Source organism: Nonomuraea sp. KM88, assembly GCF_052245635.1.
Taxonomy (GTDB): Bacteria; Actinomycetota; Actinomycetes; order Streptosporangiales; family Streptosporangiaceae; genus Nonomuraea.
The window spans coordinates 159,172-185,655 of record NZ_JBQQCC010000009.1 but is presented as its reverse complement, the minus strand read 5'-3'; the positions used below and the strand labels follow the sequence as shown (position 1 = coordinate 185,655).

Below are 26,484 nucleotides of genomic sequence, written 5' to 3'. Positions count from 1 at the left end.
TGGGCGCCGGCCGCGTCGACCAGATGCCGCTGGGCGTAGGCGATGCCGGCGGCCATCCCGGCCTGCAGCAGCACGAGCACGCCCACCGTGATGCTCACGCGGCGGTCCGCGCGCAGGCCCAGCGCCAGGGTGTGCCGCGCCATCCGGGCGCTGTCCCGCAGTGTCATCGCGCCTCCTCGCCGCCCTCGCGAGCGACGGCTCCCTGCTCGGAATCGACGGCCCCGGCACCGTCGGCCCGGCTGTCGGCGGCTCCGTTGCCGGTGGCCCTGTCGTCGCCGGCCGTGGGCCTGTGGAATCTTGACGCCTGGAGCAGGAAGAGCCGGGTGTACTCGCCGCCTAGCCGCATCAGGTCGTCGTGGGAGCCCTCCTCGGTGATCCGGCCCTCCCGCAGCAGGACAATGCGGTCGGCGGGACGCACGGTGGAGAGCCGGTGCGAGATCAGCACGACCGAGGCGTCCCCGACCGAGCCGATCACCTGCTCGTGGAAGCGGGCCTCGGCCTTGACGTCCAGGTGTGCGGTGGGCTCGTCCAGGACCACCAGGCGCCGCCCGTGCTCCACCGCGTAGAGTGCCCGGATCGCGGCGAGCTTCTGCCACTGCCCGCCCGACAGGTCACGGCCGTCGGCGCCGGTCCGCCACAGTTCGGTGTCGAGCCCCGATTCCAGCCGGTCCAGCACCGGCTGCGCGCCGCCCTCCCGTACCAGCTCCAGGAGTCTTTCGTCGTCGGCCGGCGCGGCTTCAGGAGCGGCCAGCGTGATGTTGTCGCGCGCGGTGAGCGGGTAGTGGACGAAGTCCTGGAACAGCGCCGTCATCCCGCGCCGCCACGCCGTGGCGTCCAGCGAGCGAAGGTCTGTGCCGTCGGCGGTGATGCGGCCCTCGGTGGGCTCGTACAGGCCGGCCAGGAGCTTCACCAGCGTGGTCTTGCCCTCCCCGCTGGCTCCGACGATCGCCAGCCGCTCGCCGGGGCGGATGGTCAGGCTCAGCCCTCGCAGCACGGGCACGGAGGCGCCCGGGTACCGGAAGGACACGTCCTCGAACCGCACCAGGGGCGCGGGGCCGCCAGGGGGAGCGCTTTCCCGAGGGGCGTGCCGATCCGGGCCGGTCAGGTCCTCCAGCTTCCGCAGCGCCGTCACCGCGGTCCTGCCGTAGTCGATGTCGTACGACTCCCCGCCCATCGCCGAGATCGCGAGGATCCCCCAGACCGCCACCAGGCACTGCGACAGCTCGGCGATGCTCAGCTCCCCGGCCCACGCGGCGAGCCCGGGGACCAGCAGGCCCAGTCCAGCGCACAGCGCCGCGAGCAGGAACGTGGCCTTCTGGCTGCGCAGCACGCGCCGGCGGGTTCGCCAGTGGCCGGCCTCCCACGCGTGGTGCGCCGCCAGACGCCGCTCGCTCACCCACCCCGCCAGACCGAACAGCCGGACCTCCTTGGCCGCGTCGGACCCTGCCGCCAGGTCCGCCCAGAAGTCGACCTTGCGCCGCTCGGGGGTCGCCGCGTCCTTGACCGCCTCTAGATGCATCCACTGCCGCCGGGTGATCGACCGGATCAGCACAGACAGCGCCAGCAGCGCCACCGCCAGCACGGGGAAGTACGCGGCCAGCACCGCCGCCATCGCCACCGCCGACATCGTTCGCGCGGTGATCTCCAGTTGGCCCACGGCAGCGGCTCCGGGAGAGCGTATCCGCCAGGTGAAGCCCTGGTCGCTGGCGCGCACGGCCACGTCGTGGAACTCCGGGTCCTCCAGGTGGGCGATGCGATCCGGGCGCAGGGCGATTCGCCGTACCCGGGAGCGCACCACACCGTCGATGCGCCTGCCCGCCGACGCCTTCAGCGCCCACGCGAGGACCTCGGCGGCCTGCCTGGCCAGCATCGCGGCCGCGAACCCCGCCACCGGCCACACCAGCGGTAGCAGGCCGGCCTCGGGAGACGCCGCCGTCATCGCATGCACCGCGTGGCTGGCGAAGATGGCGGTCAAGGGGGCCGCGGCGACCGAGGTGGCCACCGTCGCGCACAGGGCGGCCAGCGTACGTGGGCGGCTGAAACGTAACAGCGCCAGCAGGCGTCTTCGTTCGTCGAAAATGTCCTGGATCCGGGCCAGGCTCAGATCACGCCAGGAGAATCTTGGATAGGCCGGCTGCGTGTCGGTCACCGTGTCTCGCCGTCCCCCAGGTCGACAGTCGGGGTGATCTTCACATGGGCCGCTCCATAGGTCAAGAAATATTCATACGGCGTTAGATATGCAGCGTGGAGAGGAGGGGTCGCCGGACGACACTCCAGCGGCCCCCGCGCTATCGCAGCAGTTCGCCCGCGACGGACCCGGCGGCGGTGGCGTCCAGCCGGCCGTCGATCACCGCCGTGACCACCCGCCTGGTCAGCGTGTCCTCGACGATCAGCGGCCGGTCCCAGGCCAGGGCCTGGCCCACCCCCGGATACTCCTCGACGCGCACGAACCAGGGGTCGTCGCCGTCCTGCGCGAACACCAGCGTCCAGTCCCGCCCGTCCGGGTCGGTGCCGGACATGGCGACCCAGCGGTCCCGGCTGCCGTGCACCGCCCGCTCGTCCCCCGGCACCGTGGTCCTGGCGGTGGAGGTGCCGGGCGCGCGCCAGAAGAAGCCGCCGTATCCCGCGCCCGCGCGGCCCTTGGTGGCCGAGCTGTTGATCTCCAGCGGGGCTCCGGTGAGGTTGGTGAGCGTGAACGCGAAGTCCAGGGCCCAGGCGTCCTGGAGCGGTCGTACGGTGACCGCGCGCTCCTCGCGGGCCATCAGCCTGCCGCCGGGCCCGATCCACTCCAGTTGCTCGACGAAACCGCCGTCGTCGAGCCGCGAGAACGCCACGTGCCGCTGGACGCCGTGGTCGTCGAGCCAGGTGGGCCCCTGGTCCCTGACGTAGGTGCGGCCGCCCCAGAAGTTCGCCCCGCCCAGGTCGGCGATGGCCACCCCGGCGCCGAGGTGGTGGACGTGGTCCTCGGGCCTGACCTCGGTGACCTCGACGCCGCCCAGCGTACGCACCAGGTGCAGGTAGGGGCGGGGGGAGTCGGTCACCGGCAGGTCGGGCCGCGTCTCGTAGCGGGCTACCGGACGGTCGCCGGCCAGCAGCTCCACCCGGGTCCACGGCACGTCCAGCTCGGAGTAGAGCGCCAGCCGCTCGGCGCTGCGGGCGGTGAGGCCGGCGACGCCCGGCAGGACCCGGCGCACGACCGCGCCCTCGCCGTCCCGCTCGACCTCCTGGTGCCGCTCGGCGATCGGCTGCGGCTCGGGCGCCAGCCGCACCGCGTCCAGCACCTGGGTGAACCTCTCCGTACGGGCCAGCGGGACCAGCAGCGGGGTCCCCGTGCGCACGTGGTCGAGCAGGTTGTCCAGCAGGTCGGTACGGTCGTACACGGTGGTCGTGACCGACCCGTCCGGCAGCTCGACCCTGACGCTGTCCTGCGTGTAGACGAGCGTGGCCCGGCCCGCGTCGCCGTGCACCACCAGATACGGCTCGTGCCGCTCCGGCGCGCACAACGACACCGCGACGGTGAGCACGAGGCCGTCGTCGAGGCGGATCCGCACGCAGGACGTGTCGTCCGACTCGATCGTGTTGGCGCGGTAGAGCTCGGTCTCGATGTCCGCGATCGGGCCGTCCACCAGGGCCAGGGCGGTGGCCACGGCGTGCGCGAACGGGTTGGTGAGCGCGCCGTCCACCACGTCGGCGCCGTCCAGCCGGCGCCTGCCCGACCATGCCGAGCGGGTGAAGTAGGAGGCGGGACGCTCCCAGGCGCCCGCGCCGCCGATGCCGCGCACCCGCCCGATGCCGCCGCTCGCGATCAGCTCGCGCAGCGCCGGGATCGCCGCGGAGCCGAGGGACTGGAAGCCGACCTGGCAGGCCAGCCCCGTCTCCGCGACCGCGGCGGCGATCTTCCGGTGCGCCTCGGGTGTCGCCGCGGGCGGCTTCTCCAGCAGCACGTGCGAGCCCGCGTGCAGCGCGGCCACCGCGAGGTCGGCGTGGGTGTGGATCGGCGTGCAGATGATCGTGATCTCCGCGCCGGTCTTCGCGATCAGCTCGCGCAGGTCGGACGACTGCCGGGGCGAGCCGAATCCGACCTCGACCGGGCGCACGTCGCAGATCCCGGCCAGCTCGGCCACGCCGGAGTCGGACAGCAGGTGCAGCTGACGCAGGTGGTGCCGGCCGTGCCCGTGTGCTCCGGCCAGCACGATTCTCGCCGGCGCCATCACGACCACCTCAGCCCCAGCCCGGCGTGCGCGCCCGCGCGGAGGGCGCCGCCGGAGATCTCCACCGGGTACGGCTCCGCCAGCAGCCCGAGGGCGGCGAACGAGGCGTCCTCCACGTCCTCCACCATGGCGGGCAGCGGCAGGGCCAGCGCGAGCTGCCCCGACATCTCGCTCAGCAGGTGCGGGTAGACCGGCACGTCGTACGTCCTGGCCAGCTCCACGACGCGCAGGAACGGCGTGATGCCGCCGACCCGCGCCACGTTCGGCTGGACCACGTCGCACGCGCCGGCCGCCAGCAGGTCGCGGAAGCCGTACGCGGTGTAGACGTTCTCGCCGACGGCGACCGGCACGTCGGTGGAGCGGCGCAGCTCCACGTGCGCGGCCACGTCGTCGGCGGGCAGCGGCTCCTCGATCCAGTGCAGGTCGAACGGGCGCAGCGCGGCGAGGGCCCGCCGCGCCCGATGCAGGTCCCACCGCTGGTTGGCGTCGATCATCAGCAGCCGGTCGGGGCCGATCACCTCGCGGACGGCGGCCACCCGCGCCACGTCCTCGGCCAGGTCGGGGCGGCCCACCTTGATCTTGACGCCCCGGTAGCCGGCCGCCACCCAGCGGCGGGCCTGCGCGACCAGCTCCTCCAGGGGGTAGTGCAGGTTGACGCCGCTGCCGTAGACCGGGACCTCGTCGCGCCGCCGTCCGAGCACGCCGGCCACCACGGTCGCGCTCGCCGCAGCGCAGGTCCCACAGCGCCAGGTCGACGCCGGCCAGCGCGACCGTGGTGATCCCGCCGGGGCCCGCCTCCCGCAGGTGCCGCCAGAGCCGGTCCCACACCACCTCGGGGTGCGGGTCGAGGCCGATCAGCGCCTCCCGGAGGTCGTGGTCGAGCAGCGCCTTGACGGCGTGCGCGCCGATCTGCGGCGTCCACGAGAAGCCGCTGCCGGTGCGCCCGTCCGCCAGCGTGACGTGGGTGACGATCACGTGGTTGGCCGGCACGTCCGCGCCCCAGGGACGGGGCAGCGGGACGCTGCGCAGCTCGGTACGCAGCTCGGTGACGGTCATGACGCCACCAGGTCGAGACCGGTCTTGATCAGCGCCTCCAGCTCCTCAAGATGCTCTGCGGTGACGTCCACCAGCGGCGGTCGGACGCCGCCCACGTCCAGGCCGCGCAGCCGGACTCCGGCCTTGACCAGCGAGACCGGGTAGCCGGGGACCTTGCCGCGCAGCCGTACGAGGGGGGCGTAGAACTCCGTCAGCAGCCGCTCGTCGCCGTTCAGGTAGGCCGTGGCGATCTCCGGCGCGAACGCGAACACCGCGCTGGAGTAGAGCTCGACGCCGATGCCCCGGTAGGCGGGCATGGTCAGCTCGGCCGTCGGCAGCCCGTTGAAGAACAGGAACCCGGGGAACCTCTCGCGCACGGCCAGCACGGTGCGCTGCATCCTGTCGATGTCGCCCAGGCCGTCCTTGAGCCCGATCACCCCGGGGATCCCGGCCAGCTCGACCACGGTGTCGGGCTCCAGCACGACCGTGCCGCGCTGGTAGATGATCACCGGCAGCTCGGCGGCGATCGCCGACACGTACGCGGTGTAGCCGTGCCCCGGCCCCTGCGCCAGGTACGGCGGCATGAGCAGCAGCCCGTCCGCGCCCGCCTCCCTGGCGGCCCGCGCCTGGCTCAGCGCCGCGCCGAGCGGGCCGCCCGCGCCCGCGAACACCGGCACCCGGCTGCCCACGGCCTCGGCCGCCACCCGCACCGCGCGGGCGTGCTCGGACTCCGACAGGGCGGAGAACTCGCCGGTGCCGCAGGCGGCGAAGACGGCGCCCGGGCCGTGCTCCATGCGCTGGGAGACGTGCTCGGCCAGCACCTCCTCGGCGAGCCCGCCGCCGGCGTCGAACGGGGTCACGGGGAAGAACAGCACACCGCTGAGATTCATCAGATGTCCTTGAGTTCGGTGCGCCAGCTTCGCTTCGGCTGCCAGCCGAGCAGGCGCTCTGCCTTGGTGGTCGAGAAGGCGGGGGAGGTGCCGGTGAGCCCGGCCGCGAGCTGCTCGGTGCCGGGCACGACCTGGGGGAGCAGCTCGGCCAGCGGCTTCCTGGCCAGCGCGTCGGCGGCGCCGGCGAAGAAGACCTCGCCGTTCGGCAGCTCCGGCAGGGCCTGGGCGAGCACGGCGATCATGTCGGCGGCGTCGCGGGAGTCGATGTAGTTGAACAGCGAGACGCCGGCGAGCTCCGGCCGGTCCAGCCGATCCTTGACGGTGTGCCCCGACTGGGTCGGCGCGCCCGCCCACTCCTCGGGCGGGATGACGAAGCACGGCCGGACCGCGGCCATCCTGGTCGTCCCGGCGACGGCGAAGGCCCTCATCGTCTGCTCGGCCGCCACCTTGGACAGGTTGTAGGCGTTCCACGGCCGCACGGGGTGTTCCTCGTCGATCGGCAGGTACGCCGGCGCCCAGCCGCCGGGGGCGCCGTACCCGAGCACGGTGGGGCTGCTGGCCACGACCACGCCGGCCACGCCGAGCGCCACGGACGCCTCGCAGACGTTGAACGCCAGCTGGGTGTTGATCTTGTAGATCACCGACTCCGGGCGGCTGAAGGGGGTGGCGATCGCGGCCAGATGGATCACCGTCTCCGGCCGGAATCGGGCGATCGTCTCGAACGCCTCTCCCGTGTCGGTGAGGTCGGCGGGTAAGGTGGCGGCGGCCTCACCTGGGGTTCCTGGGGCGCGGTCCACGCCGACGACCTCGTGCCCGGCCTTCGCGAGCGTTGTGACCACGCTGCGGCCGAGGCGTCCTGCGCTTCCGGTGACGAGGACTCTGCTCACCGTGAGGGGCTCCTTCAAGACTGCAAACAGTTGCACTAAACCTTTGTGTCAGGAAGGCCAGGGCGTCAAGAGGTGATTTCATGGCCAGCTGTCTAGCTGGGGTTTTCTGGTTGCTCAGGGTGCGGGATAGTACAGCAAGCGCTTTCATCTGCCCCATGGCCTCTGCAAGCGGTTGCGTTAGGGTGTGCGATTGTGACTGTGACGATTCGTGATGTGGCCCGGGCCTCCGGCGTGCATGTATCGACCGTGTCGCGGACGTTCTCCGCGCCGCACATGGTGAACGCCGCCACCCGCACGAGGGTGCTGACGGTGGCCGAGGAGCTCGGATACCGGCCCAACCGGGCGGCCAGGGCGCTCACGACCGGGCGCACCCACAATCTCGGCCTGATCGTGGCCGACATCGCCAACCCGTTCTTCCCGCCGCTGATCAAGGCCGCCCACGCGGCTGCCAGGCAGCGCGACTACCACCTGTTCGTGGCCGACACCGACGAGGAGCCGGCCGCCGAGGAGGAGCTGGTGCAGGCCTTCTCCAAGCAGGTGGACGGCGTGGTGTTGTGCAGCCCGCGCTCGTCCAACAAGGCGCTGGAACGGCTGGCCGAGCGGGTGCCGTTCGTGGTGATCAACCGGCGGCTGCGGGGGGCCGCCACCGTGCTGATGGACGTCGGCCACGGCGCCAGGCTGGCCGTCGAGCATCTGGCCGGGCTCGGGCACCGCCGGGTGGCGCTGGTGTCCGGTCCCGCCGGCTCGTGGACGAGTGCGGAGATCCGCGCCGCCGCCGAGCAGGTGCCGGGCGTGGATCTCGCCGTCGTCGGCCCCAACGCGCCCACCGAGCGGGGCGGCTTCGCCGCCGCGGGCCGGGTGCGCGACGCCGGGGTGACCGGCGTGCTGGCCTACAACGACCTGGTCGCGATCGGGCTCATCGAGGGCCTCGCCGATCTGGGGCTGAGCGTGCCCGCGGACGTGAGCGTCGTGGGGATCGACGATATCGTGCCCGGACGGCTCAACCGTCCCAAACTCACCACGGTCGCCATGCCCACCGCCGCGGCGGGGCGGCTCGCGGTCGATCTGCTCATCCAGGAGGTGAGCGCCACCACCTCGTTGGAGACCCGGCTGGTCGTGAGGGACTCCACGGCTGCTCCGCGTTAGCGGAGGGCTGCAAACGGTTGTACTAAACGAGGGCCAAATTCATCTGACTTCTGTTGAGGCCAACCCGCTGAGCAGGGCGAACACGTCAACGATATATCGGTAACGGCTAGGTAACGGCTGCAAAGGGTTGACGCTCCTTTCCCACCAGCTATAGGAAAGCGCTATCCAATACCAATCTCGCCGGAGGGTTCTTGATGAGGAGTGAGTTCCGTCATGGCTGACTCGGTGGCGGTGAGGCCCCGGGAGGCGGTGACCGGACCCGCGCGTGGTGGCGGACACCGCTCCACGAAACGCTCCCGTCGCGAGGCGCGGGCCGCCTATCTCTTCCTGGCCCCCTGGTTCGCCGGCCTGCTCGTCATCACGATCGGCCCGATCCTCGCCTCGCTCTACCTGTCGTTCACCGACTACAGCCTCCTGGAGGAGGCCAAGTGGATCGGCTTCGACAACTACGTCAAGATGTTCACCGAGGACCCGAGGTACATCTCCTCGCTGAAGGTCACCACGATCTACGTGGTCGTCTCGGTGCCGCTGCAACTCGCCTTCGCACTCGCGCTGGCCCTGGTGCTCGACCGGGGGCTGCGCGGCCTGGCGATCTACCGCTCGATCTTCTACCTGCCCTCGCTGCTCGGCGGCAGCGTCGCGATCGCGATCCTCTGGCGCAAGGTCTTCGGCGCCGACGGCCTGGTCAACGCGCTGCTCGGGGCATTCGGCATCCAGGGCCCCGGCTGGGTCGGCCACCCCGACTACGCTCTCGGCACGCTGATCATCCTGCACGTGTGGACGTTCGGCGCCCCGATGATCATCTTCCTGGCCGGGCTGCGCCAGATCCCCAGCAGCTATTACGAGGCCGCCGCCGTCGACGGCGCCGGCCCGCTGCGGCAGTTCAGGGCGATCACGCTGCCGCTGCTGACGCCGATCATCTTCTTCAACCTGGTGCTCGAGATCATCAAGTCGTTCCAGTCGTTCACGCAGTCGTTCATCGTGAGCAACGGCACCGGCGGCCCCGCCGACTCGACGCTGTTCTACACGCTCTACCTCTACCTGAACGGATTCAGGGACTACGACATGGGCTACGCGGCCGCGATGGCGTGGGTCCTGCTGCTCATCATCGCCGGGCTGACCGGGGTGAACTTCCTCGCTTCCAAGTATTGGGTCTTCTATGGCGACACCAAGTAGGCCGCTTCCGGTTCTGTTCCGCCCGCTCAAGGGCGGACGGGTGGTCAAGCACCTCCTGCTGATCGGCTTCGGCGTGATCATGCTCTATCCGCTGCTCTGGATGGTCTCCAGCTCGCTCAAGCCGGAGGAGCTCATCTTCCGGCAGCCCGGCCTGCTGCCGAACGAGGTCACGCTGGAGAACTACACCGAGGGCTGGACCGCGCTGAAGCACCCCTTCGGCTACTACCTGTGGAACTCCGCGGTCATCACCGCGCTGTCGGTGGTGGCGAACCTGGTGGCCTGCTCGCTGGCCGCCTACGCCTTCGCGCGGCTGAACTTCCCGCTGAAGAAACTCTGGTTCACGATCATGCTGGGCACGATCATGTTGCCGCACCACGTGGTGATCGTGCCGCAGTACATCATGTTCTCCGAGCTGGACCTGATCAACACGATCTGGCCGCTGGTCATGCCGAAGGTGCTGGCCACCGACGCGTTCTTCATCTTCCTCATGGTGCAGTTCATCCGCACCCTGCCGAGGGAGCTGGACGAGGCGGCCGAGATCGACGGCGCGGGCTACTGGCGCATCTTCATCAGGGTCGTCATGCCGCTCTCGCTGCCCGCCCTGGCCACCACCGCGATCTTCACCTTCATCTGGACGTGGAACGACTTCCTCAGCCAGCTGCTCTATCTCAACAACCCGGACAACTTCACCGTCCCGGTCGCGTTGCGGACGTTCCTGGACTCTAGTGGAGAGTCGTCGTGGGGCCCTATGTTCGCCATGTCGATCATCGCGCTCGGCCCGATCTTCGGTTTCTTCCTGGCCGGGCAGAAGTACCTGATCCGTGGTGTCGCCACCACGGGACTGAAGTAGCTCCTCCACCCCCCAACCCAGAAGACCCCCTAGGAGGTAGAGCCGTGAGCTCTGGCAAGAAGATGTGGTCTGCGGCCCTGCTCGCCACCGCCGTGCTGGCGGTCACCGCGGCCTGCGGCAGTGACAGCGGCGGCGAGAGCGCCGACGGCAAGGTCAAGGTGCGCTTCTCCTACTGGGGCAGCGACGCGCGGCAGAAGATGACCGAAGAGGCGATCAAGAAGTTCGAGGCGAAGAACCCGAACATCGACATCGAGGGCGAGTTCTCCGACTTCGGCAGCTACTACGAGACGCTGGCCACCAAGGTCGCGGGCAACGACGCGCCGGACGTCATCACCATCGAGATCCGCGGCCTGCGCGAATATGCCGAGCGCGGCGCGCTGGCCGACCTCGCCGGCAAGGTCAACACCGCCGACATCGACGCCAAGGTGCTGGCCACCGGCAGCCTCGACGGCAAGCAGTACGCCATCCCCACCGGCGTCAACGCCTTCAGCCTGGTCGTCAACCCGGACCTGGTCGAGAAGAACGGGCAGAAGCTGCCCGACGACACCACGTGGACCTGGAAGGACTACGTCGACCTGGCGACGAAGATCACCGCCGAGAGCGGCGGCAAGGTCTTCGGCACGCAGCAGAGCTTCAACCCCGGCTACCTGCAGATCTTCGCCGCCCAGCGCGGCGAGGAGTTCTACCAGGGCAACAAGCTCGGCATCTCGCCCGACACGCTCAAGGCGTGGTGGGCCAACATGCAGAGCCTGATCAAGTCCAAGGGCACCCCCGACGCCGCCAAGAGCGTCGAGATCGGCGCCCAGAGCGTGGACCAGTCGCTGCTCGGCACCAACACCGGCGCGATGGGCATGTGGTGGAGCAACCAGCTCGGCGCCATCAACAAGGCCTCGGGCCAGGACGTCAGCCTGCTGCGGATGCCGAAGGCAGAGGGCGCCACCACCGGCGGCATGTTCCTGCAGCCGGCGATGCTCTACACCGCCTCGTCGAAGACCGAGCACCCGGCCGAGGCCGCCAAGTTCATCGACTTCATGATCAACGACCCCGAGGCGGGCGAGATCATCCTGAGCGACCGCGGCCTGCCGGCCAGCTCCAAGGTCCTGGCGGCGGTCAAGGACAAGCTGCCGGACACCGACATCAAGACGCTGGACTTCATCGACGAGGTCAGGAGCGAGCTGTCGGACCCGCCGGCCGCGCCGCCCAAGGGCGCCAGCGCCATGGAAGACATCCTGACGCGGTATTCGGAGGAGGTCCTCTTCGGCAGGATGACCCCCGACGACGCCGCACAGAAGTTCCTGACCGAGGCCAACGCCTCGATCGCGGGCTGATCCTTCGCACCAGAGGAGAGACATGAAGTACGCGTTCGTCGGGCTCGGGCACCGCGCGCAGATGTACGTCGACGCGCTGCTCGGGGAGTGGCGCGACGCCGGCACCATCGTCGCCCTGTGCGACACCAACCGCACGCGCATGGACTACTACGCCGAGCGGATCGGTGCCCAGGTGCCGCGTTTCACGCCCGCCGAGTTCGACAAGGTGCTCGAGCTCGCCGACGCGGTCATCGTCACCACGGTCGACGCCGCGCACGCCCGCTACGTGTGCGCGGCGCTCGACGCCGGCAAGGACGTCGTCGTCGAGAAGCCGCTCACCGTCGACGCCGAGGGTTGCGCGGCCATCGCGGCGTCGGCCGAGCGCAGCAGCGGCAAGCTGATCGTCACCTTCAACTACCGCTACTCGCCGCGCAACTCCGCCGTGCGCCGCATCCTCATGGACGGCGCGATCGGCGAGGTGACCTCGGTGCACTTCGAGTGGACGCTCGACACCATCCACGGCGCCGACTACTTCCGCCGCTGGCACCGCGACAGGGACAGCTCGGGCGGCCTGCTCGTGCACAAGTCCACCCACCACTTCGACCTGGTCAACTGGTGGCTGGGGGCGGCCCCGGCGCTCGTCTTCGCCCAGACCGACCTGCGCTTCTACGGCGCCGAGAACGCCAGGAAGCGCGGGCTCGACCCGCGTCCCGAACGCGGGCAGGGCGCGCCCGGCCTCGGCAGCGACCCGTTCATCCTGGACATCTCCGCCGACCCGCGCCTCAAGCGCCTCTACCTCGAGGCCGAGCACGAGGACGGCTACGTCCGCGACCAGGACGTCTTCGGCGAGGGCGTCACCATCGACGACAACATGTCCGTGCTGGTGCGCTACACCAACCGCGCGATCATGACGTACTCGCTGCACGCCCACGCACCCTGGGAGGGCTACCGCGTGGCCTTCAACGGCACGGAGGGGCGGCTGGAGCTGGACGTCGTCGAGCGGGAGTGGACGCCGCCGCACGCCGCCATCGACCCGAGCGCCGCCTCCAAGGAGCACGCGTCGGGGGCGTGGGAGCGGCTCACGCTGCGCCGCCACTGGAGCCGGCCTGAGGAGGTGCCGATCGAGACCGGGGCCGGCGGGCACGGCGGTGGTGACCGCCTCCTGCTCGACGACGTCTTCCGTGGCCCCGGCGACGACCCGCTGGCCAGGCAGGCCGGCTACCGCGACGGCATCCGCAGCGTGCTGACGGGCGTCGCGGCCACCATGTCCGCCCGCACCGGGGCCCCCGTGGTCCTGGAGGACGACGGCACGCGTGTTCGCTGAGCTGGCGGAGATCGCCGCGGCGCAGCGCGGGCTCTACCCCGTGCTCGGAGGGCCCGAGCTGCGCGCGGCGGCCCGTGCGGCGATGGGGGTGCTCGACCTCACCGCCCGCGACGTGCGGGTCGAGCGCACGTGGACCGACGGCGAACTGGCGGGCGAGGAACTGTCCTGGTCGGTGGGGTTCGGGCCGCGCACCCGCGCGTTCCTGCTGCGCCCGCGCGACGCGGACGGGCCGCTGCCCGGGGTGGTGGCGCTGCACTGCCACGCCGGGATGAAATGGGCCGGCAAGGAGAAGATCGCCGACGGTCCCGAAGGGCCGTCGCCCGAGGTGAGCAGGGTGCGGCAGGACCTGTACGGCGGGCGCGCGTTCGCCAACGAGCTGGCCCGCCGGGGCTTCGCGGTGCTCGCGCACGACGTGTTCGTCTGGGGCAGCCGCCGCTTCCCGCTGGAGACCGGGGACGGCCCGGAGAGCGAGGCCGACCGCTACGACCGGGCCGCCGTCGCGCACGAGCACGTCGTGGCCAAACACTGCGCGATGCTCGGCACGTCGTTCGCGGGCGTGGTCGCGGGCGAGGACCTGGCCGCGGCGGCGTACCTGCGTTCCCGGCCGGACGTAGGGCCGGTCGGGTGCGCGGGACTGTCGGGCGGCGGGCTGCGCGCCGGGCTGCTCGGCGCCTTCGACCCGCAGGTGCGCGCGGTCGTCGTCGCCGCGATGATGTCCTCCTACCGCGACATGCTCGGCGGGCACGTCGCCAGGCACACCTGGATGTTCTACCCGCCGGGCCTGCCCCGCCTGGGCGACTGGCCCGACCTGGTGGCCGCCCGCGCACCCGGACCCCTCATGGTCCAGTACGCCCTGCGCGACGACCTGTTCCCCGAGCCGGGGATGCGGCGCGCCCACGCCACGATCGGCGAACGTTACCGCGACGCCCAGGAAGCGTACGAGGCGGTGTTCGCCGACGTGCCGCACAGCTTCGACGTGCCCATGCAGGAGCGGGCCTTCGACTGGCTGGCCCGCCGGTTGGCGGGCTGACGGACGGCCGCCGCCCGGCCTGCCACGGGCGGCGGCGCTCCTGCCACGTGCGGTGCTAGTCGGACTTCTTCCAGGTGGCGATGAGCTTGTCGTAGTCGAGCGTCTCGGGCTTGCCGCGCTCGTCGGTCAGCTTCGGCGCCGGGGCGCCGGGCTGGTCGTACCAGTACTGGGCGTCACGCTCGGGGTTGAGCTTCGGCGCGCACTGGCCGCCGTAGCCCTCCCGCTCGCGCGAGAGCCGCTCCAGCCGGGACAGGATGTCGTCCTGCTGCTTGGCCAGGTTGTCCATCGACTGCTGCGGCGTGGTCTCGCCGGTCACGGCCGTGGCCACGTTCTGCCACCACAGCTGGGCCAGCTTGGGGTAGTCGGGCACGTTGGTGCCGGTCGGGGTCCACTGCTTGCGGGCCGGCGAGCCGTAGAACTCGATGAGCCCGCCGTACTTCTTGGAGTTCTCGGCGAAGTAGTCGCTCCTGATGTCGGAGTCGCGGATGAACGTCAGCCCGACGATCGACTTCTTCAGCGACACGGTCTTCGACGTGACGAACTGCGCGTACAGCCAGGCGGCGGCCCTGCGCTCCTCCGGCGTGCTCTTCAGCAGCGTCCACGAGCCCGCGTCCTGGTAGCCGAGCTTGTTGCCCTCCTTCCAGTACGCCCCGTGCGGGCTCGGCGCGATGCGCCACCTGGGCGTGCCGTCCTCGTTGACCACGGACAGCCCGGGCTTGGTCATGTCGGCGGTGAACGAGGTGTACCAGAAGATCTGCTGGGCGATGTGGCCCTGGGCGGGGACCGGGCCCGCCTCGCTGAAGTTCATGCCCGCCGCTTCCTTGGGGGCGTACTTCTTGAGCCAGTCGACGTACTTGGTGAGCGAGTAGACCGCCGCGGGCCCGTTGGTGTCGCCGCCGCGCGTGACGGACGAGCCGACCGGGCGGCAGTTCTCGACCCTGATGCCCCAGTCGTCCACCGGCAGGCCGTTGGGGATGCCGGGGTCGCCGTTGCCCGCCATCGACAACCACGAGTCGGTGAAGCGCCAGCCCAGCGACGGGTCCTTGCGGCCGTAGTCCATGTGGCCGTAGACCTTCTTGCCGTCGATGGTGCCGTCGCCGTTGACCTTGTTGGTGAAGAAGTCGGCGATGTCCTCGTAGGCCGCCCAGTTGACCGGAACGCCGAGGTCGTAGCCGTAGGCGTCCTTGAACTGCTTCTTGATGTCGGGGTCGGTGAACCAGTCGTAGCGGAACCAGTAGAGGTTGGCGAACTGCTGGTCGGGCAGCTGGTAGATCTTCTTGTCCGGGCCGGTGGTGAAGCTGATGCCGATGAAGTCGTCGAGGTCGAGAGTGGGCGAGGTGACGTTCTTGCCCTCGCCGGCCATGTAGTCCGACAGCGGGAGCACGTAGTCGCCGCGCGAGTGGGTGCCGATGAGGTCGGAGTCGTTGACGTAGGCGTCGTAGATGTTCTGGTCGCCCTGGATCTGGGTCTGCAGCTTCTCGATGACGTCACCCTCCTGGATCAGATCGTGCTTGATCTTGATCCCGGTGATCTCGGTGAACGCCTTGGCGAGCTGGCGCGACTCGTACTCGTGCGTGGTGATCGTCTCGGAGACCACGTTGATCTGCATGCCCCGGTACGGGGCCGCGGCCTTCATGAACCACTCCATCTCGGCGAGCTGCTCGTCCTTGCTCAGCGTGCTCGGGGTGAACTCCTCCGACACCCACCGCTGGGCGGCGGCCCGGCCGTCGGCCTCCTTGAAGTCGCTCGTGGGCTTGTCCGCGCCCTGCGTGCAGCCGGCCACCACCAGGATGAGCGCCGCCGCTCCCATGGTCGCGGACCTCGTCGTCCGTCGCCTCATCGTCTGACTCCCTTTCCGTTAGCCCCATATGCCGATCGCGACCGCCACGAGCAGCGCGCAGCCGAGCGCGAGCCACATGGACAGGTCGGTGATTGCGATCCAGCCCGCCAGCACGACGGCGGCGCTGATCAGGCCGATGTAGAGCCGGTCGCCCCGATCGGTCTCGATGCGCAGGAAGCCCCGCCTGACCACGGGAGGCGAGATGCGGCCCCAGACCGTCATGGCGATCAGCAGCACGGCGAGGCCGGCGAAGACCAGGGCCGTGGGGACGGTCCAGACCATCCAGTCGAGCACGGCTACACCCTCCCCATGGCGAAGCCCTTGGCGATGTAGTTGCGGACGAACCAGATGACGATCGCGCCCGGCACGATCGTCAGCACTCCAGCGGTCGCCAGCAGGCCCCAGTCGACGCCCGCCGCGCTCACCGTCCGCGTCATCGTCGCGGCGATGGGCTTGGCGTTCACCGAGGTGATGGTCCTGGCGATCAGGAGTTCGACCCAGCTGAACATGAAGCAGAAGAACGCGGTGACGCCGATGGCCGAGCGGATCATCGGCAGGAATATCCGGACGAAGAAGCGCGGCAGCGAATAGCCGTCGATCGCGGCGGTCTCGTCGATCTCCCGGGGAATTCCCGACATGAAACCCTCGAGAATCCAGACGGCGAGCGGCACGTTGAAGAGCATGTGAGCGATGGCCACGCCGAGGTGCGTGTCGAAGAGGCCGACGCTCTGGTAGATCTGGAAGAACGGGAGCAGGAACACCGCCGGCGGCGCCATCCGGTTCGTCAGCAGCCAGAAGAACAGGTGTTTGTCACCGGCGAACCGGAAACGCGAGAAGGCATAGGCCGCGGGCAACGCCACGATGAGCGACATCACGGCGTTGAGCGAGGTGTAGATGATGGAGTTGAGGTAACTCGAATACCACGACGTCTCCCCGAAGAACGTGGCGTAGTTGTCGAACGTCACCCGTTCGGGGATGAGCGAGAAACTGCCGAGGATGTCCTCGTTCGGCCGGATCGACATGCCGAACATCCACAGGATCGGCAACATGAGCGTGGCCACGTAGAGCCAGAAGACCGTGCGCGCCCACGGGAGCCGTCTCATCGGTTCACCTTCCCGACCTGGTCAGCACGGTGAAGAAGACGTAACAGAGGATCTGCACGAACAGGAAGTAGAGCAGCGAGAACGCGCCCGCCGGGCCCAGGTCGAACTGGCCGACCGCGATCTTCGACAGCAGGATGCTCAGGAACGACGTCGCGTTCCCCGGGCCGCCGCCCGTCACCACGAACGGCTCGGTGTAGATCATGAAGCTGTCCATGAACCTGAGCAGGATCGCGATCGTCAGCACCCCGCGCAGCCTGGGCAGCTGGATGTGCCGGAAGGTCGCCCACGCCGAGGCCCCGTCGATCTGCGCGGCCTGGAAATACGGCTGGGGGATCGAGCGCAGCCCCGCGTACGCCAGCAGCGCCACCAGCGGCGTCCAGTGCCACACGTCCATGACCAGCACGGTGAGCCAGGCGTCGGTGGAGTCGAGCGTGTAGTTGAAGTTGACGCCGAGCACGTTGTTGATCGCCCAGCCGCCCAGCCCGATGTCGCCGCGGGCGAAGATCTGCCAGATCGTGCCCACCACGTTCCACGGGATGAGCAGCGGCAGCGCGACCAGCACCAGCGCCACCGACACCGACACGCCGCGGCGCGGCATCGCCACGGCGATGGCCACCCCGAGCGGGATCTCGATGAGCAGCACCTGCGCCGAGAACAGCAGCGTGCGCACGAACGCGCCGCGCACCTCCGGGTCACGGGCGATCTCGCGGAACCACTCCAGGCCGACGAAGATGCGCTCGCTCGGGCTGAAGACGTCCTGCACGGAATAGTTGACCACGGTCATCAGCGGGATCACCGCCGTGAACGCCACGGACACGACCACCGGCAGGACCAGCCACCACGCGCGGTTGTTCTTGGGCCTCGGGTCCACCCGGGCGTCCCTCGCCTCCTCGGCCGGAGGGGGCGCGGGTTCGGCGGGGCCGGCCGGGTTCGGCGCGACGGTGGTCTGGTCGGTCATGCCGGCCCCCTTCCGTTCAGCGGCGCGAGGGAGCCGCACCTGACCTCGTCGCGGAACAGGAACGTCCGCTCCGCGGGGAAGTGGAGGAACACGGCCGCGCCCGGCTCGCAGGCGGAGCCCGCCTCGGTCTTGACGATCACCGGGTGCTCGCCGACCCGGGTGTGCACGAGGTCGTACGCGCCCATGCGGTCGGTCCCGGTGACCGTGGCGGACGCGCCGGGTGCGGCGTCAGGCCCGGCGATCCGGACGAACTCGGGCCGCACCCCGATCCTGACCGGTCCCGGCGGCAGCCCGTCGGGCGCGGCGCCCACGTCGGTGGCGCCGACGCGTACGACGCCGCCGTCGATCTCGGCGGGCACCATGTTCATGCCGGGCGAGCCGATGAAGTGCCCCACGAACTCGTGCGCCGGCGACAGGAACAGCTCGGCCGGCGGGCCGGCCTGGACGATCGCCCCGTCGTTGAGCACCACGACCTCGTCGGCGAAGGTCAGCGCCTCCGTCTGGTCGTGCGTGACGTAGATCAGCGTGTGGCCGGTGTCGCGGTGGATCTCCTTGAGCTTGCTGCGCAACGTCCACTTGAGCGCCGGGTCGACCACGGTCAGCGGCTCGTCCAGCAGGACCGCCGCCACCTGGGGGCGCACCAGGCCGCGGCCCAGGCTGACGATCTGCTGGCGGCCCGGGTCGAGCCGGCGCGACCTGCGGCGCAGGACCTGGTCGAGGCCGAGGAGCTGGGAGACCTGGCGGACGCGCTGGTCCACCTCTTTCTTGGGAAATTTCCGGTTGCGGAGGGGGAAGGCGAGGTTGTCGTAGACCGACATCTCCTCGTACAGGACCGGGAACTGGAAGACCTGCGCGATGTTGCGGCCCGCCGTCGGCACGCCGGTGACCTCGCGGTCGCCGAACCAGATCCGCCCCGCCGTGGGCGTGATCAGGCCGGAGATGATGTTCAGCAGCGTGGTCTTGCCGCAGCCGCTCGGCCCCAGCAGCGCGTACGCCCGGGAGCTCTGCCACGTCCAGGTCATCGGCTTGAGCGCCCACGTGCGGCCGCCGTCGTAGCTGTGTCCCACGCCTTCGAGGCGGATGTCAGCCATGCAGGTCGACCTCCGCGGCGCTGGTGGCGAGCAGGCGCCCTCCTGACTCGTCGAAGACGAAGACGTGCGCCGGGTCCACGTAGGCGACCGTGGACTCGCCCGGCGTGAAGAGCTGGGTGCCCTCCAGGTGGGCGACCAGGTGGAGGCCGCCTCGGAGCAGCAGGTGCAGGAACGTCGCGCTGCCGGTGACCTCGGCGAGCCGGATCTCGGCGGGCAGTTCGAGCGCGGCTTCGCCGTTGGGGGTGAGGCTGACCTGGTGGGGGCGCACGCCGAGCATGACCCGGTGGCCGTCGGCGTGGGCGCGGGGCGCGGGGAACGACGTGCCGAGGCATTCGATGCGGCCGTCGCGTACGACGCCGGGCAGCAGGTTGAGCGGCGGGTCGCTGAGCGTGGCCGCCACGTCCAGCGTGGGCGGGTGGGCGTACATCTCGGCCACCTCGCCGGTGTGCCGGACTTTGCCCTCGCCCAGGACCACGGTCGGCGCGGCGAACGTGAGCGCCTCGTTCGGGTCGGCGGTGGCGTAGAGGACGACGCCGGGGGAGTCCGCGAACATGGTCTTCAGGTCTGCGCGGAGTTGTTCGCGCAGCTTGAAGTCCAGGTTGGCCAGGGGCTCGTCGAGCAGCAGCACGTCGACGGGGCGGGCCAGGGCGCGGGCGATGGCGGTGCGCTGCTGCTGGCCGCCCGACAGCTCGGAGGGCCGGCGGTCGAGCAGCCCCGCGATGCCCATGAGCTCGGCCACCTCGCGGACCCGCCGGTCGATCCCGTCGCGGCGGAACTTCGGGTCGAGGCGGAGCGGCGAGGCGATGTTCTCGTAGACGGTCAGGGACGGGTAGTTGATGAATTGCTGATAGACGAAGGCGACCGAGCGTTTGCGCACGGAAATGCCGGTCACGTCCTTTCCGCCGACCACCACCCGGCCGGAGTCGGGCGGCAGCAAACCGGCTGCGACGCGCATTAATGTCGTCTTTCCCGCGGTCATGGGGCCGACGAGGGTGGTCATTCCATTCGGTAATTCCAGGTGAATGTCGTCGAGCCAGGTCTCCCCGCGCCGCCGCACGAAGACGCCATCGAGTATCAGCGTCACGGTGCCCGGTCCTCTCTGCCGGCGCATGATCAGTTCCTTTGCTCTCCATCTAACATGATCCGGTTGTGTGTGCAAAGAGGGCAGTTGCTAACACAGTTAATGGTGGGGCTGTTGGGCGTCACGATTCGAGTCCGAGATAGCGGTGAACGGCCGGGCCTATCGCCTCGACGACTTCTTCCCTGGTCAGCGCGACCATGGGAGGGATGGCCAGAACATAACGACATAGGGCCATTCCGAGTATCTGCGCGGAGACGAGTCCGGCCCGGACAGGAGCGCCCCCCGGGTCGCCGGTCAGAGCGGCCGCGACGGGAACGAGTTGTGCGACGAAGACGGTGCGCATGCGCTCGGCCGCCGCCGCGTTCGTGACGCCCGTGCGCAGCAGGATCTGCAGGGTCTCGTCGGACTCCCAGCGCTCCAGGAAGTGGCGTACGAGCGCGGTGGCGACCTCGCCGGAGGGCGTGCCGAGCAGGTCGGGCAGGTTCAGGTCGATGGCGCACGCCGCCGCGAACAACCGGTCCTTGCTGCCGAAGCAGCGCATGACCTGGCCCGGGTCGACGCCCGCGTCGGCGGCGATGGCCCTGATCGTGGCCCGCTCGTAGCCGTCGGCGGCGAACCGCTCGCGGGCCGCGGCCAGGACGATCGCCTTCGTCTCGCTGGATGATCTCCTCATGCCAACAACTGTAGGCCAACAATTGTTGACAAGCGTGCCGGCCTTCCTTAATGTCAACATGTGTTGGCCTACGAACGTTGGCTCTCCTGAGGAGGAGAAATGATCGACACAGAGGTGCTCGTCGTCGGCGCCGGCCCGGTGGGGCTGGCCACCGCCGTCGTCCTGACCCGGCTCGGCCACGACGTGGTGGTCGTCGACGGGCAGGCCGAAGGCGCCAACACCTCCAGGGCCGCCGTCGTGCACTCCCGCACGCTGGAGCTGCTGGAGCCGTACGGCGTCACGCCGGCGCTCGTCGAGCGCGGGGTGCACACGCCCCGCTTCACCATCCGCGACCGCGACCGGCTGCTGGTGCCGGTGCCCTTCGACGGGCTGCCCACGCCTTACCCGTACACGCTGATGATCTCCCAGGCGGACACGGAGGCGTACCTGCTGGCCCGGCTGAAGGAGCTGGGCGGCGAGGTGCTGCGGCCCGTGCGGGTGACCTCGTTCGCACAGGACGCCGGCGGTGTCACCGCCGCGCTCGACGACGGGCGCTCGGTGCGGGCCGCCTACCTGGTGGGCGCCGACGGCATGCACAGCCTCGTACGCGAGCAGTCGGGCATCGCCTTCGGCGGCGGCACCTACGCCGAGTCATTCACCCTCGCCGACGTGCGGCTGAGCGGCGGCGTGCCGCCCGACGACGTCATCCTGTACTTCTCGCCCGAAGGCCTCGTGGTGGTCGCGCCGCTGCCCGACGGGCTGCACCGGATCGTGGCCACCGTGGACGGGGCGCCGCACGAGCCCAGCGTGGAGTTCGTGCAGCGGCTGCTCGCCGCGCGCGGGCCCGAGGCCGTGCCCGCCGTGGTGGAGGAGGTGGTGTGGGGATCGCGCTTCCGCGTCCACCACCGCATCGCGCAGACGTACAGGAAGGGGCGGGTGCTGCTGGCCGGCGACGCCGCGCACGTGCACTCGCCCGCCGGCGGGCAGGGCATGAACCTCGGCATCGAGGACGCCGTCATGCTGGGCGAGACGCTGTCGGAAGTGCTCGGAGGCGGCTCGCCCGACCTGCTCGACGGCTACGCCGCGGCCCGCCGCCCCGTCGCCGAGAAGGTGGTGGGGCTGGCGAGCCGCCTGACGAGGCTGGCCACCATGAGCGCGGCCAGGCGGCCGCTGCGCAACCTCGTGTTGCGGCTGGCGGGCCGGCTGCCCGCCGTGCGGCGCCGGCTGGCCTGGCAGCTGTCCGGCCTGGACCGGCGCTGACCGCCGGCCTCCGCCGCACGGCGAGGACGTGGCCTTTCACGGCATCAGGCGGACTCAAGGACGAAGAACAGGAAACACACGAAGGAGTCCGAGGGCTTGTCCGCGAATACGTCGGGGAAGAGCTCGCGGGCGCCCGGCGCGGGGGGTGGCTCGCTCATGACCGCGATCCGGAAGCCCGCCGCGGTGAAGGCGTCGGTCATCGCGTGCAGCGGCCGGCCATAGAAGCGCATCAACGCGGTGTGCCCGCCGAGGGTCCATTCCTCACGAGCCTCGCGGATCCCGAAATAGCCGCCGCCGGAACGGGCCGCCTCCAGGAAGTCGACGAACGGGTGATTGACGGACACGATCAGCCGGCCGCCGGGCGCCAGCACCCGCCGCAACTCGGCCAGCGGCGCCGTCCAGTCCTCCAGGTAGTGCAGGACCAGGGACGCGGCCACATCGTCGAACGCGGCGTCGGGGAACGGCAGCGGCTCGCCCAGGTCGGCCAGGTGCAGGTCCGCATCGTCGCCGAGCCGCCGGCGGGCCAGCTCCAGCATCTTGGCGCTGGAGTCGAAGCCCGTCACGACGGCGCCCCGGTCGCGCAGCGCCGCGGACAGCGGGCCGGAGCCGCAACCGGCGTCGAGGATCCGCCGGCCGGCCACGTCACCGGCCAGGTCGAGCATCGCGGGCCGCTCGTAGTAGGCGTTGAGCAGGCTGGTCTCGTTCTCGGCCGAGTACGCCTCGGCGAAGCTGTCGTAGTCGTTGGGCGCCGCCCGCTCCGCGCCCTCGGAGACAGGACGGATCCACGACGGCTGCGTGGGAGCCGGGATGTCCGACGGCCCGGCGGAACTTCTGGAAGCGAAAGCCATACGGGCGATCCTGGCACGCCCGGCCCGTCCACCGCCTAAGGGAGGATGGAGTCCACGTAGCCGCCGTCCACCCGCACCGCCGCGCCCGTCGTGGCCGAGGCGAGCGGCGAGCTGAGATAGGCCACCATGTTGGCGATCTCCTCGGGCTCGATCAGGCGCTGCAGCAGCGACTGCGGCCGGTGCCGCAGCATGAACACCCGTTGCGCCTCGTCCCACGGCAGCTCCCTGCTCACCAGCTGGTAGACGAAGTCCTCCACGCCCTCGGTGTGCGTCGGCCCCGCGATCACGGAGTTGACGGTGACCCCGCTGCCCGCCGGCTCCTTGGCGAACCCCCTGGACACGGCCAGCAGCGCCGGCTGCGCGCCGAAGATGCCCAGGTTGTTGACCAGGATGTCGACCTGCGGCAGCACGCTCAGCACCCGCTCGCACCCGTCGTCCTTGGACACGTCGCCCGGCGCCGCGACCAGGTCGCCCTCCATCCGCTTGACGACCTTGGCGACCGAGCCCTCGCCCCGGCCGTTGATCCCGACCCGGGCGCCCGCCCGCGCCAGCACGGCGGCGATGGCCGCCCCGATTCCCTGCGTCGACCCGGTGACCAGCGCGGTCTTCCCGGTGAGATCGATGTGCACGATTCCGCACCCCCTTGCTGCCATTCTCGGCGATCGGTCTTCCGCGGGCACGCACCGGCTCCGGCGCCGGTGCGTAGGCTGTGGGGGCAGGCGTGGAAGGGGCGTGGGTGCACCGGATCCTCTGGTCGATCGTCGCGGTGGCTCTCGTCGTGGGCGCGTTCGTGCCCGGAGCCTCCGAGCCCGAAGGGTGCCCGCCGCGCGACACCCGGGTCACCGCCCCCTACGCGATCACCGGCTACTGGGTCATGCCGCGGGCCGACCGCTGCGTCACCCAGCGCATGGTGGAGGCGATCCACACCATCGGCGGCGACACGCTCATCACGTTCGGCCCGCGCTTCAACGCCCGCGAGGACCCCGGGTTCGCCGCCTGCCGCGTCGACGGCCGCCCGTGCGCGCAGGTGCCGGGCAAGCGGATCAGGCAGGTCTACACGTACACGACCAGCGAGGAGTTCGGGAAGGGCATGCTGCGCTGCCCAGGGCTCGAACGGCGGATCGAGAGCGAGGGCCGCGTCTTCTACCGGCTGTCGCTGGCCGATGACTGCCGCGAACCCGTGCACGACCTCGTGCTCGTCGCCACGGACGGCGACGGGCTGGGCAACCTGATGGCCGAGGCGGCGGCGTACGGCATGAGGGTCTTCCCCGGGCTGCCGGCGGCCGCGCAGCGGGAGGACAAGCCGTGGGAGCCCGACCACGACCACACCGGCGCGCTGAACGCCTTCACCGCTCGGGTGCTCGCCGACTACCGGGCGCGCTTCGGGGCGTCCGGCGCCTTCGGCGGGGTCTACCAGTCGTTCGAGCTGGCCATGCGGGACCGCGCGCCGAAGGACCCGATCATCGAGCTCTACACGGCCCAGCACGCCGTCGTCGCCGGCGCCCTGCCGGGCAAGCCGATCCTGGTCAGCCCGTACATCGACGCCCGCCGCGGGCGCGGGTTCCCGCCCGAGCAGGCGGGCGACGGCGTGGAGGACATCGCGGCGACGCGGGCCGGCGCGCCCATGGCCATCGCCGTCCAGGACGGGCGCGGCACGGGCAAGGTACCGGTCCACGGCCCGCACGAGGAGGGCGCCACGGTCGTGCCGCGGCTGGTGCCCGTGGTGGGCGAGGTCAGCAACGCCCAGGCCTACCACGGCGCCACGCGCGACTACGTCGAGGCGGCCGCCGGCGAGGTGCCCGACGGGGTGGAGCTGTGGGTGAACGTCGAAGGCTTCGAGCCCACCCCGGCCGCCGGCGAGTGCGGGCGGGTCGATCCGCTGCCGCTGCGCGGGCGGACCACGAAGAGCCGGCTCGACCAGCAGATCATGGCCTCGGGCCCGCACGCCACGAAGATCATCTCGTACGGGTGGGATCCGTTCTTCACCTGCCAGGCCCGCTACGACACGCCCTCGCTGGCCGACGACATCGCGAAGGGCTGGCGGCAGCCCGTCATCGTCCACGCCGTGCGGCAGGACAGGAACGGACGGGCCGGCATCCTGGTCCAGGGCCACAACCTGCGGGGCGGCTCCCTGCGCTTCGGCCCGGAGGGCACGGTGGTCCGGCAGGAGTGGCACTCCGGCGGCCGGCTGGAGTCGGCGTGGGCCCCGTACGTTCCCCAGGGTTCGTGGACCTCCGTCACGGCCACGAACGGCGCCGGCCACACCAGCACGAGCCCATACGTGATCGGCTAGGCCAGCGCCGCGACGAGGATGTCGGCGAGCAGCGCCGCCTGGCCGCCGTCCTCGTCCAGGTCGGGGTCGAGGATCGTGACCTCCAGACCGGCCGCGCCCGGCAGCGCGAGCAGGCCGCGCAGCAGTTCGGTGAGCCGGCCGGCGTCGAGCCCTCCGGGGGTGGGCGAGTCGACGGCGGGCAGGATCGACGGGTCGAGCACGTCCACGTCGAGGTGGATCCAGAAACCGTCGAGCTCGTCGCGGACGAGGACCTTCCCGGCGGCGTCCAGGGAGATGTCGGCGCCGGGGACGTATGCGATGCCGCTGCCTTCGATGTCCCGCAGATCCTCCTCGTCGCGGACGCCGAGCACGATCACGTCCTCGTCCCTGACGTAGGGGCTCAGCCCGTCGATGTCCGTCAGGTAGCCGTCGCCGCGGCCGGTCGCCAGGGCCAGGTCCTCCCCGGCCGCCGAGCCGACGTGCGGGGAGTTGCCGAGGTGCCGGAAGTCGGCGTGCGCGTCGAGGTACGCCAGCCCGTACCGGCCGCTCCTGCGCAGGGCCAGGGCAGGGCCGAGCAGGATCGAGCAGTCACCGCCGAGCAGGATGGGGAATCCGCCCGACGCCCTGATCGCGCTCACGCGGCCGGCGAGCCCGCGGGTGTAGGCGGCGATGGCGGGGCCGTTGCGCACGCCGTCGCCCGGCCGCCACGTGGCGACGTAGCGGGGCGGGACGAGGGCGCCCGCGTCGATGGCGCCGATCCGTTCGACCAGCCCGGCGTCACGCAGGGCCCAGGGGGCCTTGTAGCAGCCGGGGACGGCGCCGGCCGCGGGCGGGCGCAGGCCGAGGTTGGAGGGGGCGTCGAGGATCGTCGATCTTCTGTCAGGAGTTACTATGGTCATAGTCGTGACGGTAGCAAGGGGGACGCGGATGCGCCAGTTCGCCGAGACGGGTGTGGTGGCGATCGACCTGGCCAACACCTGGGACACCTATCTGGACGATCCCGAGCGGCTGCCGGACGTGGCGGCGCTGCGTCGCTTCTGCGCTGAGCTGGGCGAGCATGACGAGGCCGGGGCAGACCTCGACGCGGTGAGATCGGTGCGCGCCCGCCTGCGCGCCGTGCTGGCATGCGACCCGCCCGAGCGCACGCCCGCCCTGGCACGGTGGGCGGGTGAGCTGCCGGTCCGGGTGACGGTCGCCGACTCCGGCGGCACACCGCGCGCCCGGCTCACCGCGCCCGGCGGCGCCTCCATGGCGGAGCGGCTGGCCGTCCGCGCGGTGGCGGAGCTGCTCGACCTCGCCGCCTCGGGCGGCTGGGAGCGCCTGCGACTGTGCGCCGCCCAGCCCTGCCAGGACGCCTTCGTCGACCGCAGCCGCCCGGGCCGCCGGCAGTTCTGCTCGACCCGGTGCGCCAACCGCGCCCACGCCACCGCCTCGCGAGCCCGCCGCCGCTGAGCCGGGCGCTCCGGCAGGTGCGCTTTTGTCGAGGAATCTCCCTGGATTGGCGGTGAAGGTCAGGCCTGTGA

The 26,484-nt window shown here is 70.9% G+C and carries 24 protein-coding genes and 1 pseudogene; 9 read left to right on the top strand and 16 right to left on the bottom strand.

Annotated elements, in window-relative coordinates:
* Positions 1–163 precede the first annotated feature (163 nt).
* From ACTWPV_RS26415 to ACTWPV_RS26390, 6 genes and pseudogenes are all read right to left on the bottom strand, one after another.
* Positions 164–2,149 (bottom strand): ATP-binding cassette domain-containing protein, encoded by a 1,986-nt coding sequence (locus tag ACTWPV_RS26415; RefSeq protein WP_443153832.1) that lies wholly within the window; start codon positions 2,147–2,149, stop codon positions 164–166.
* 139 nt (positions 2,150–2,288) lie between these two features.
* Complete coding sequence (locus ACTWPV_RS26410) at positions 2,289–4,211, bottom strand: DUF6807 family protein (RefSeq protein ID WP_443153951.1); 1,923 nt, start codon at positions 4,209–4,211, stop codon at positions 2,289–2,291.
* Entirely contained in the window at positions 4,211–4,912 is a 702-nt protein-coding gene (locus ACTWPV_RS26405; protein WP_443153950.1) for a mandelate racemase/muconate lactonizing enzyme family protein, read from the bottom strand. The genes ACTWPV_RS26410 and ACTWPV_RS26405 overlap by 1 nt, the downstream gene beginning before the upstream one ends.
* Positions 4,913–5,000: 88 nt before the next feature.
* Positions 5,001–5,267 (bottom strand): annotated as a pseudogene (locus tag ACTWPV_RS26400) (mandelate racemase/muconate lactonizing enzyme family protein); the annotation flags it as partial.
* Positions 5,264–6,136 carry a 5-dehydro-4-deoxyglucarate dehydratase gene (locus tag ACTWPV_RS26395; protein WP_443153831.1) on the bottom strand — a complete coding sequence of 291 codons (873 nt, stop codon included), beginning with the start codon at positions 6,134–6,136 and terminating at the stop codon, positions 5,264–5,266. The gene ACTWPV_RS26395 and the pseudogene ACTWPV_RS26400, both read right to left, overlap by 4 nt.
* The gene (locus ACTWPV_RS26390; protein WP_443153830.1) at positions 6,136–7,023 is read right to left on the bottom strand and encodes an NAD-dependent epimerase/dehydratase family protein; all 888 of its coding nucleotides are present in this window, start codon (positions 7,021–7,023) and stop codon (positions 6,136–6,138) included. Before ACTWPV_RS26390 ends, ACTWPV_RS26395 begins: the two co-directional genes overlap by 1 nt.
* Before the next feature lie 192 nt (positions 7,024–7,215).
* On the opposite strand from ACTWPV_RS26390, the gene ACTWPV_RS26385 reads away from it, so the two are divergent.
* The 6 genes from ACTWPV_RS26385 to ACTWPV_RS26360 all read left to right on the top strand — a co-directional run bounded on the left by ACTWPV_RS26385 (position 7,216) and on the right by ACTWPV_RS26360 (position 13,856).
* Positions 7,216–8,169, top strand: coding sequence for a LacI family DNA-binding transcriptional regulator (locus ACTWPV_RS26385; protein ID WP_443153829.1), 954 nt, complete (start codon positions 7,216–7,218; stop codon positions 8,167–8,169).
* Between the two features lie 213 nt (positions 8,170–8,382).
* On the top strand, positions 8,383–9,345 hold the full coding sequence (locus ACTWPV_RS26380; protein WP_347643677.1) for a carbohydrate ABC transporter permease: 963 nt from the start codon (positions 8,383–8,385) through the stop codon (positions 9,343–9,345).
* Positions 9,329–10,195, top strand: a complete 867-nt coding sequence (locus ACTWPV_RS26375) for a carbohydrate ABC transporter permease (RefSeq protein ID WP_347643678.1) — start codon at positions 9,329–9,331, stop codon at positions 10,193–10,195. The genes ACTWPV_RS26380 and ACTWPV_RS26375 overlap by 17 nt, the downstream gene beginning before the upstream one ends.
* Before the next feature lie 44 nt (positions 10,196–10,239).
* Positions 10,240–11,523: an ABC transporter substrate-binding protein gene (locus ACTWPV_RS26370; RefSeq protein WP_347643679.1), complete on the top strand. Its 1,284-nt coding sequence runs from the start codon at positions 10,240–10,242 to the stop codon at positions 11,521–11,523.
* Positions 11,524–11,545: 22 nt separating this feature from the next.
* The gene (locus ACTWPV_RS26365) at positions 11,546–12,826 is read left to right on the top strand and encodes a Gfo/Idh/MocA family protein (RefSeq protein ID WP_347643680.1); all 1,281 of its coding nucleotides are present in this window, start codon (positions 11,546–11,548) and stop codon (positions 12,824–12,826) included.
* Positions 12,816–13,856, top strand: a complete 1,041-nt coding sequence (locus ACTWPV_RS26360; protein ID WP_443153828.1) for an alpha/beta hydrolase family protein — start codon at positions 12,816–12,818, stop codon at positions 13,854–13,856. Before ACTWPV_RS26365 ends, ACTWPV_RS26360 begins: the two co-directional genes overlap by 11 nt.
* A gap of 55 nt (positions 13,857–13,911) precedes the next feature.
* Here the strand turns inward: ACTWPV_RS26360 and ACTWPV_RS26355 are convergent, their stop codons facing one another.
* From ACTWPV_RS26355 to ACTWPV_RS26325, 7 genes are all read right to left on the bottom strand, one after another.
* Positions 13,912–15,696, bottom strand: a complete 1,785-nt coding sequence (locus ACTWPV_RS26355) for an ABC transporter substrate-binding protein (protein WP_347616076.1) — start codon at positions 15,694–15,696, stop codon at positions 13,912–13,914.
* An 18-nt stretch (positions 15,697–15,714) separates the two neighbouring features.
* The gene (locus ACTWPV_RS26350) at positions 15,715–15,990 is read right to left on the bottom strand and encodes a DUF2160 domain-containing protein (RefSeq protein ID WP_443153827.1); all 276 of its coding nucleotides are present in this window, start codon (positions 15,988–15,990) and stop codon (positions 15,715–15,717) included.
* A gap of 2 nt (positions 15,991–15,992) precedes the next feature.
* Positions 15,993–16,799: a carbohydrate ABC transporter permease gene (locus ACTWPV_RS26345; RefSeq protein ID WP_443153826.1), complete on the bottom strand. Its 807-nt coding sequence runs from the start codon at positions 16,797–16,799 to the stop codon at positions 15,993–15,995.
* 4 nt (positions 16,800–16,803) lie between these two features.
* Complete coding sequence (locus ACTWPV_RS26340) at positions 16,804–17,757, bottom strand: carbohydrate ABC transporter permease (protein ID WP_347643684.1); 954 nt, start codon at positions 17,755–17,757, stop codon at positions 16,804–16,806.
* Complete coding sequence (locus tag ACTWPV_RS26335) at positions 17,754–18,848, bottom strand: ABC transporter ATP-binding protein (protein WP_443153825.1); 1,095 nt, start codon at positions 18,846–18,848, stop codon at positions 17,754–17,756. The genes ACTWPV_RS26340 and ACTWPV_RS26335 overlap by 4 nt, the downstream gene beginning before the upstream one ends.
* Positions 18,841–19,959 (bottom strand): ABC transporter ATP-binding protein, encoded by a 1,119-nt coding sequence (locus ACTWPV_RS26330; RefSeq protein WP_443153824.1) that lies wholly within the window; start codon positions 19,957–19,959, stop codon positions 18,841–18,843. The genes ACTWPV_RS26335 and ACTWPV_RS26330 overlap by 8 nt, the downstream gene beginning before the upstream one ends.
* A gap of 91 nt (positions 19,960–20,050) precedes the next feature.
* On the bottom strand, positions 20,051–20,602 hold the full coding sequence (locus ACTWPV_RS26325) for a TetR/AcrR family transcriptional regulator (RefSeq protein WP_443153823.1): 552 nt from the start codon (positions 20,600–20,602) through the stop codon (positions 20,051–20,053).
* Between the two features lie 99 nt (positions 20,603–20,701).
* On the opposite strand from ACTWPV_RS26325, the gene ACTWPV_RS26320 reads away from it, so the two are divergent.
* A complete protein-coding gene (locus ACTWPV_RS26320; protein WP_443153822.1) occupies positions 20,702–21,841 on the top strand; it encodes an FAD-dependent oxidoreductase in 1,140 nt (379 codons plus the stop codon).
* A gap of 44 nt (positions 21,842–21,885) precedes the next feature.
* Here ACTWPV_RS26320 and ACTWPV_RS26315 read toward each other — a convergent pair whose 3' ends face one another.
* Together ACTWPV_RS26315 and ACTWPV_RS26310 are read right to left on the bottom strand one after the other, a co-directional pair.
* Entirely contained in the window at positions 21,886–22,689 is an 804-nt protein-coding gene (locus tag ACTWPV_RS26315) for a class I SAM-dependent methyltransferase (protein ID WP_443153821.1), read from the bottom strand.
* A gap of 35 nt (positions 22,690–22,724) precedes the next feature.
* Positions 22,725–23,318, bottom strand: a complete 594-nt coding sequence (locus ACTWPV_RS26310) for an SDR family NAD(P)-dependent oxidoreductase (protein ID WP_443153820.1) — start codon at positions 23,316–23,318, stop codon at positions 22,725–22,727.
* A 107-nt stretch (positions 23,319–23,425) separates the two neighbouring features.
* Here ACTWPV_RS26310 and ACTWPV_RS26305 point away from each other — a divergent pair, with 107 nt between their 5' ends.
* Entirely contained in the window at positions 23,426–24,982 is a 1,557-nt protein-coding gene (locus tag ACTWPV_RS26305) for a DUF4434 domain-containing protein (protein ID WP_443153819.1), read from the top strand.
* Here the strand turns inward: ACTWPV_RS26305 and ACTWPV_RS26300 are convergent.
* Entirely contained in the window at positions 24,979–25,860 is an 882-nt protein-coding gene (locus ACTWPV_RS26300) for an arginase family protein (protein WP_443153818.1), read from the bottom strand. The genes ACTWPV_RS26305 and ACTWPV_RS26300 overlap by 4 nt on opposite strands.
* Positions 25,861–25,864: 4 nt before the next feature.
* On the opposite strand from ACTWPV_RS26300, the gene ACTWPV_RS26295 reads away from it, so the two are divergent.
* Positions 25,865–26,413 carry a CGNR zinc finger domain-containing protein gene (locus ACTWPV_RS26295; protein WP_443153817.1) on the top strand — a complete coding sequence of 183 codons (549 nt, stop codon included), beginning with the start codon at positions 25,865–25,867 and terminating at the stop codon, positions 26,411–26,413.
* The last annotated feature ends 71 nt before the right edge of the window (positions 26,414–26,484 follow it).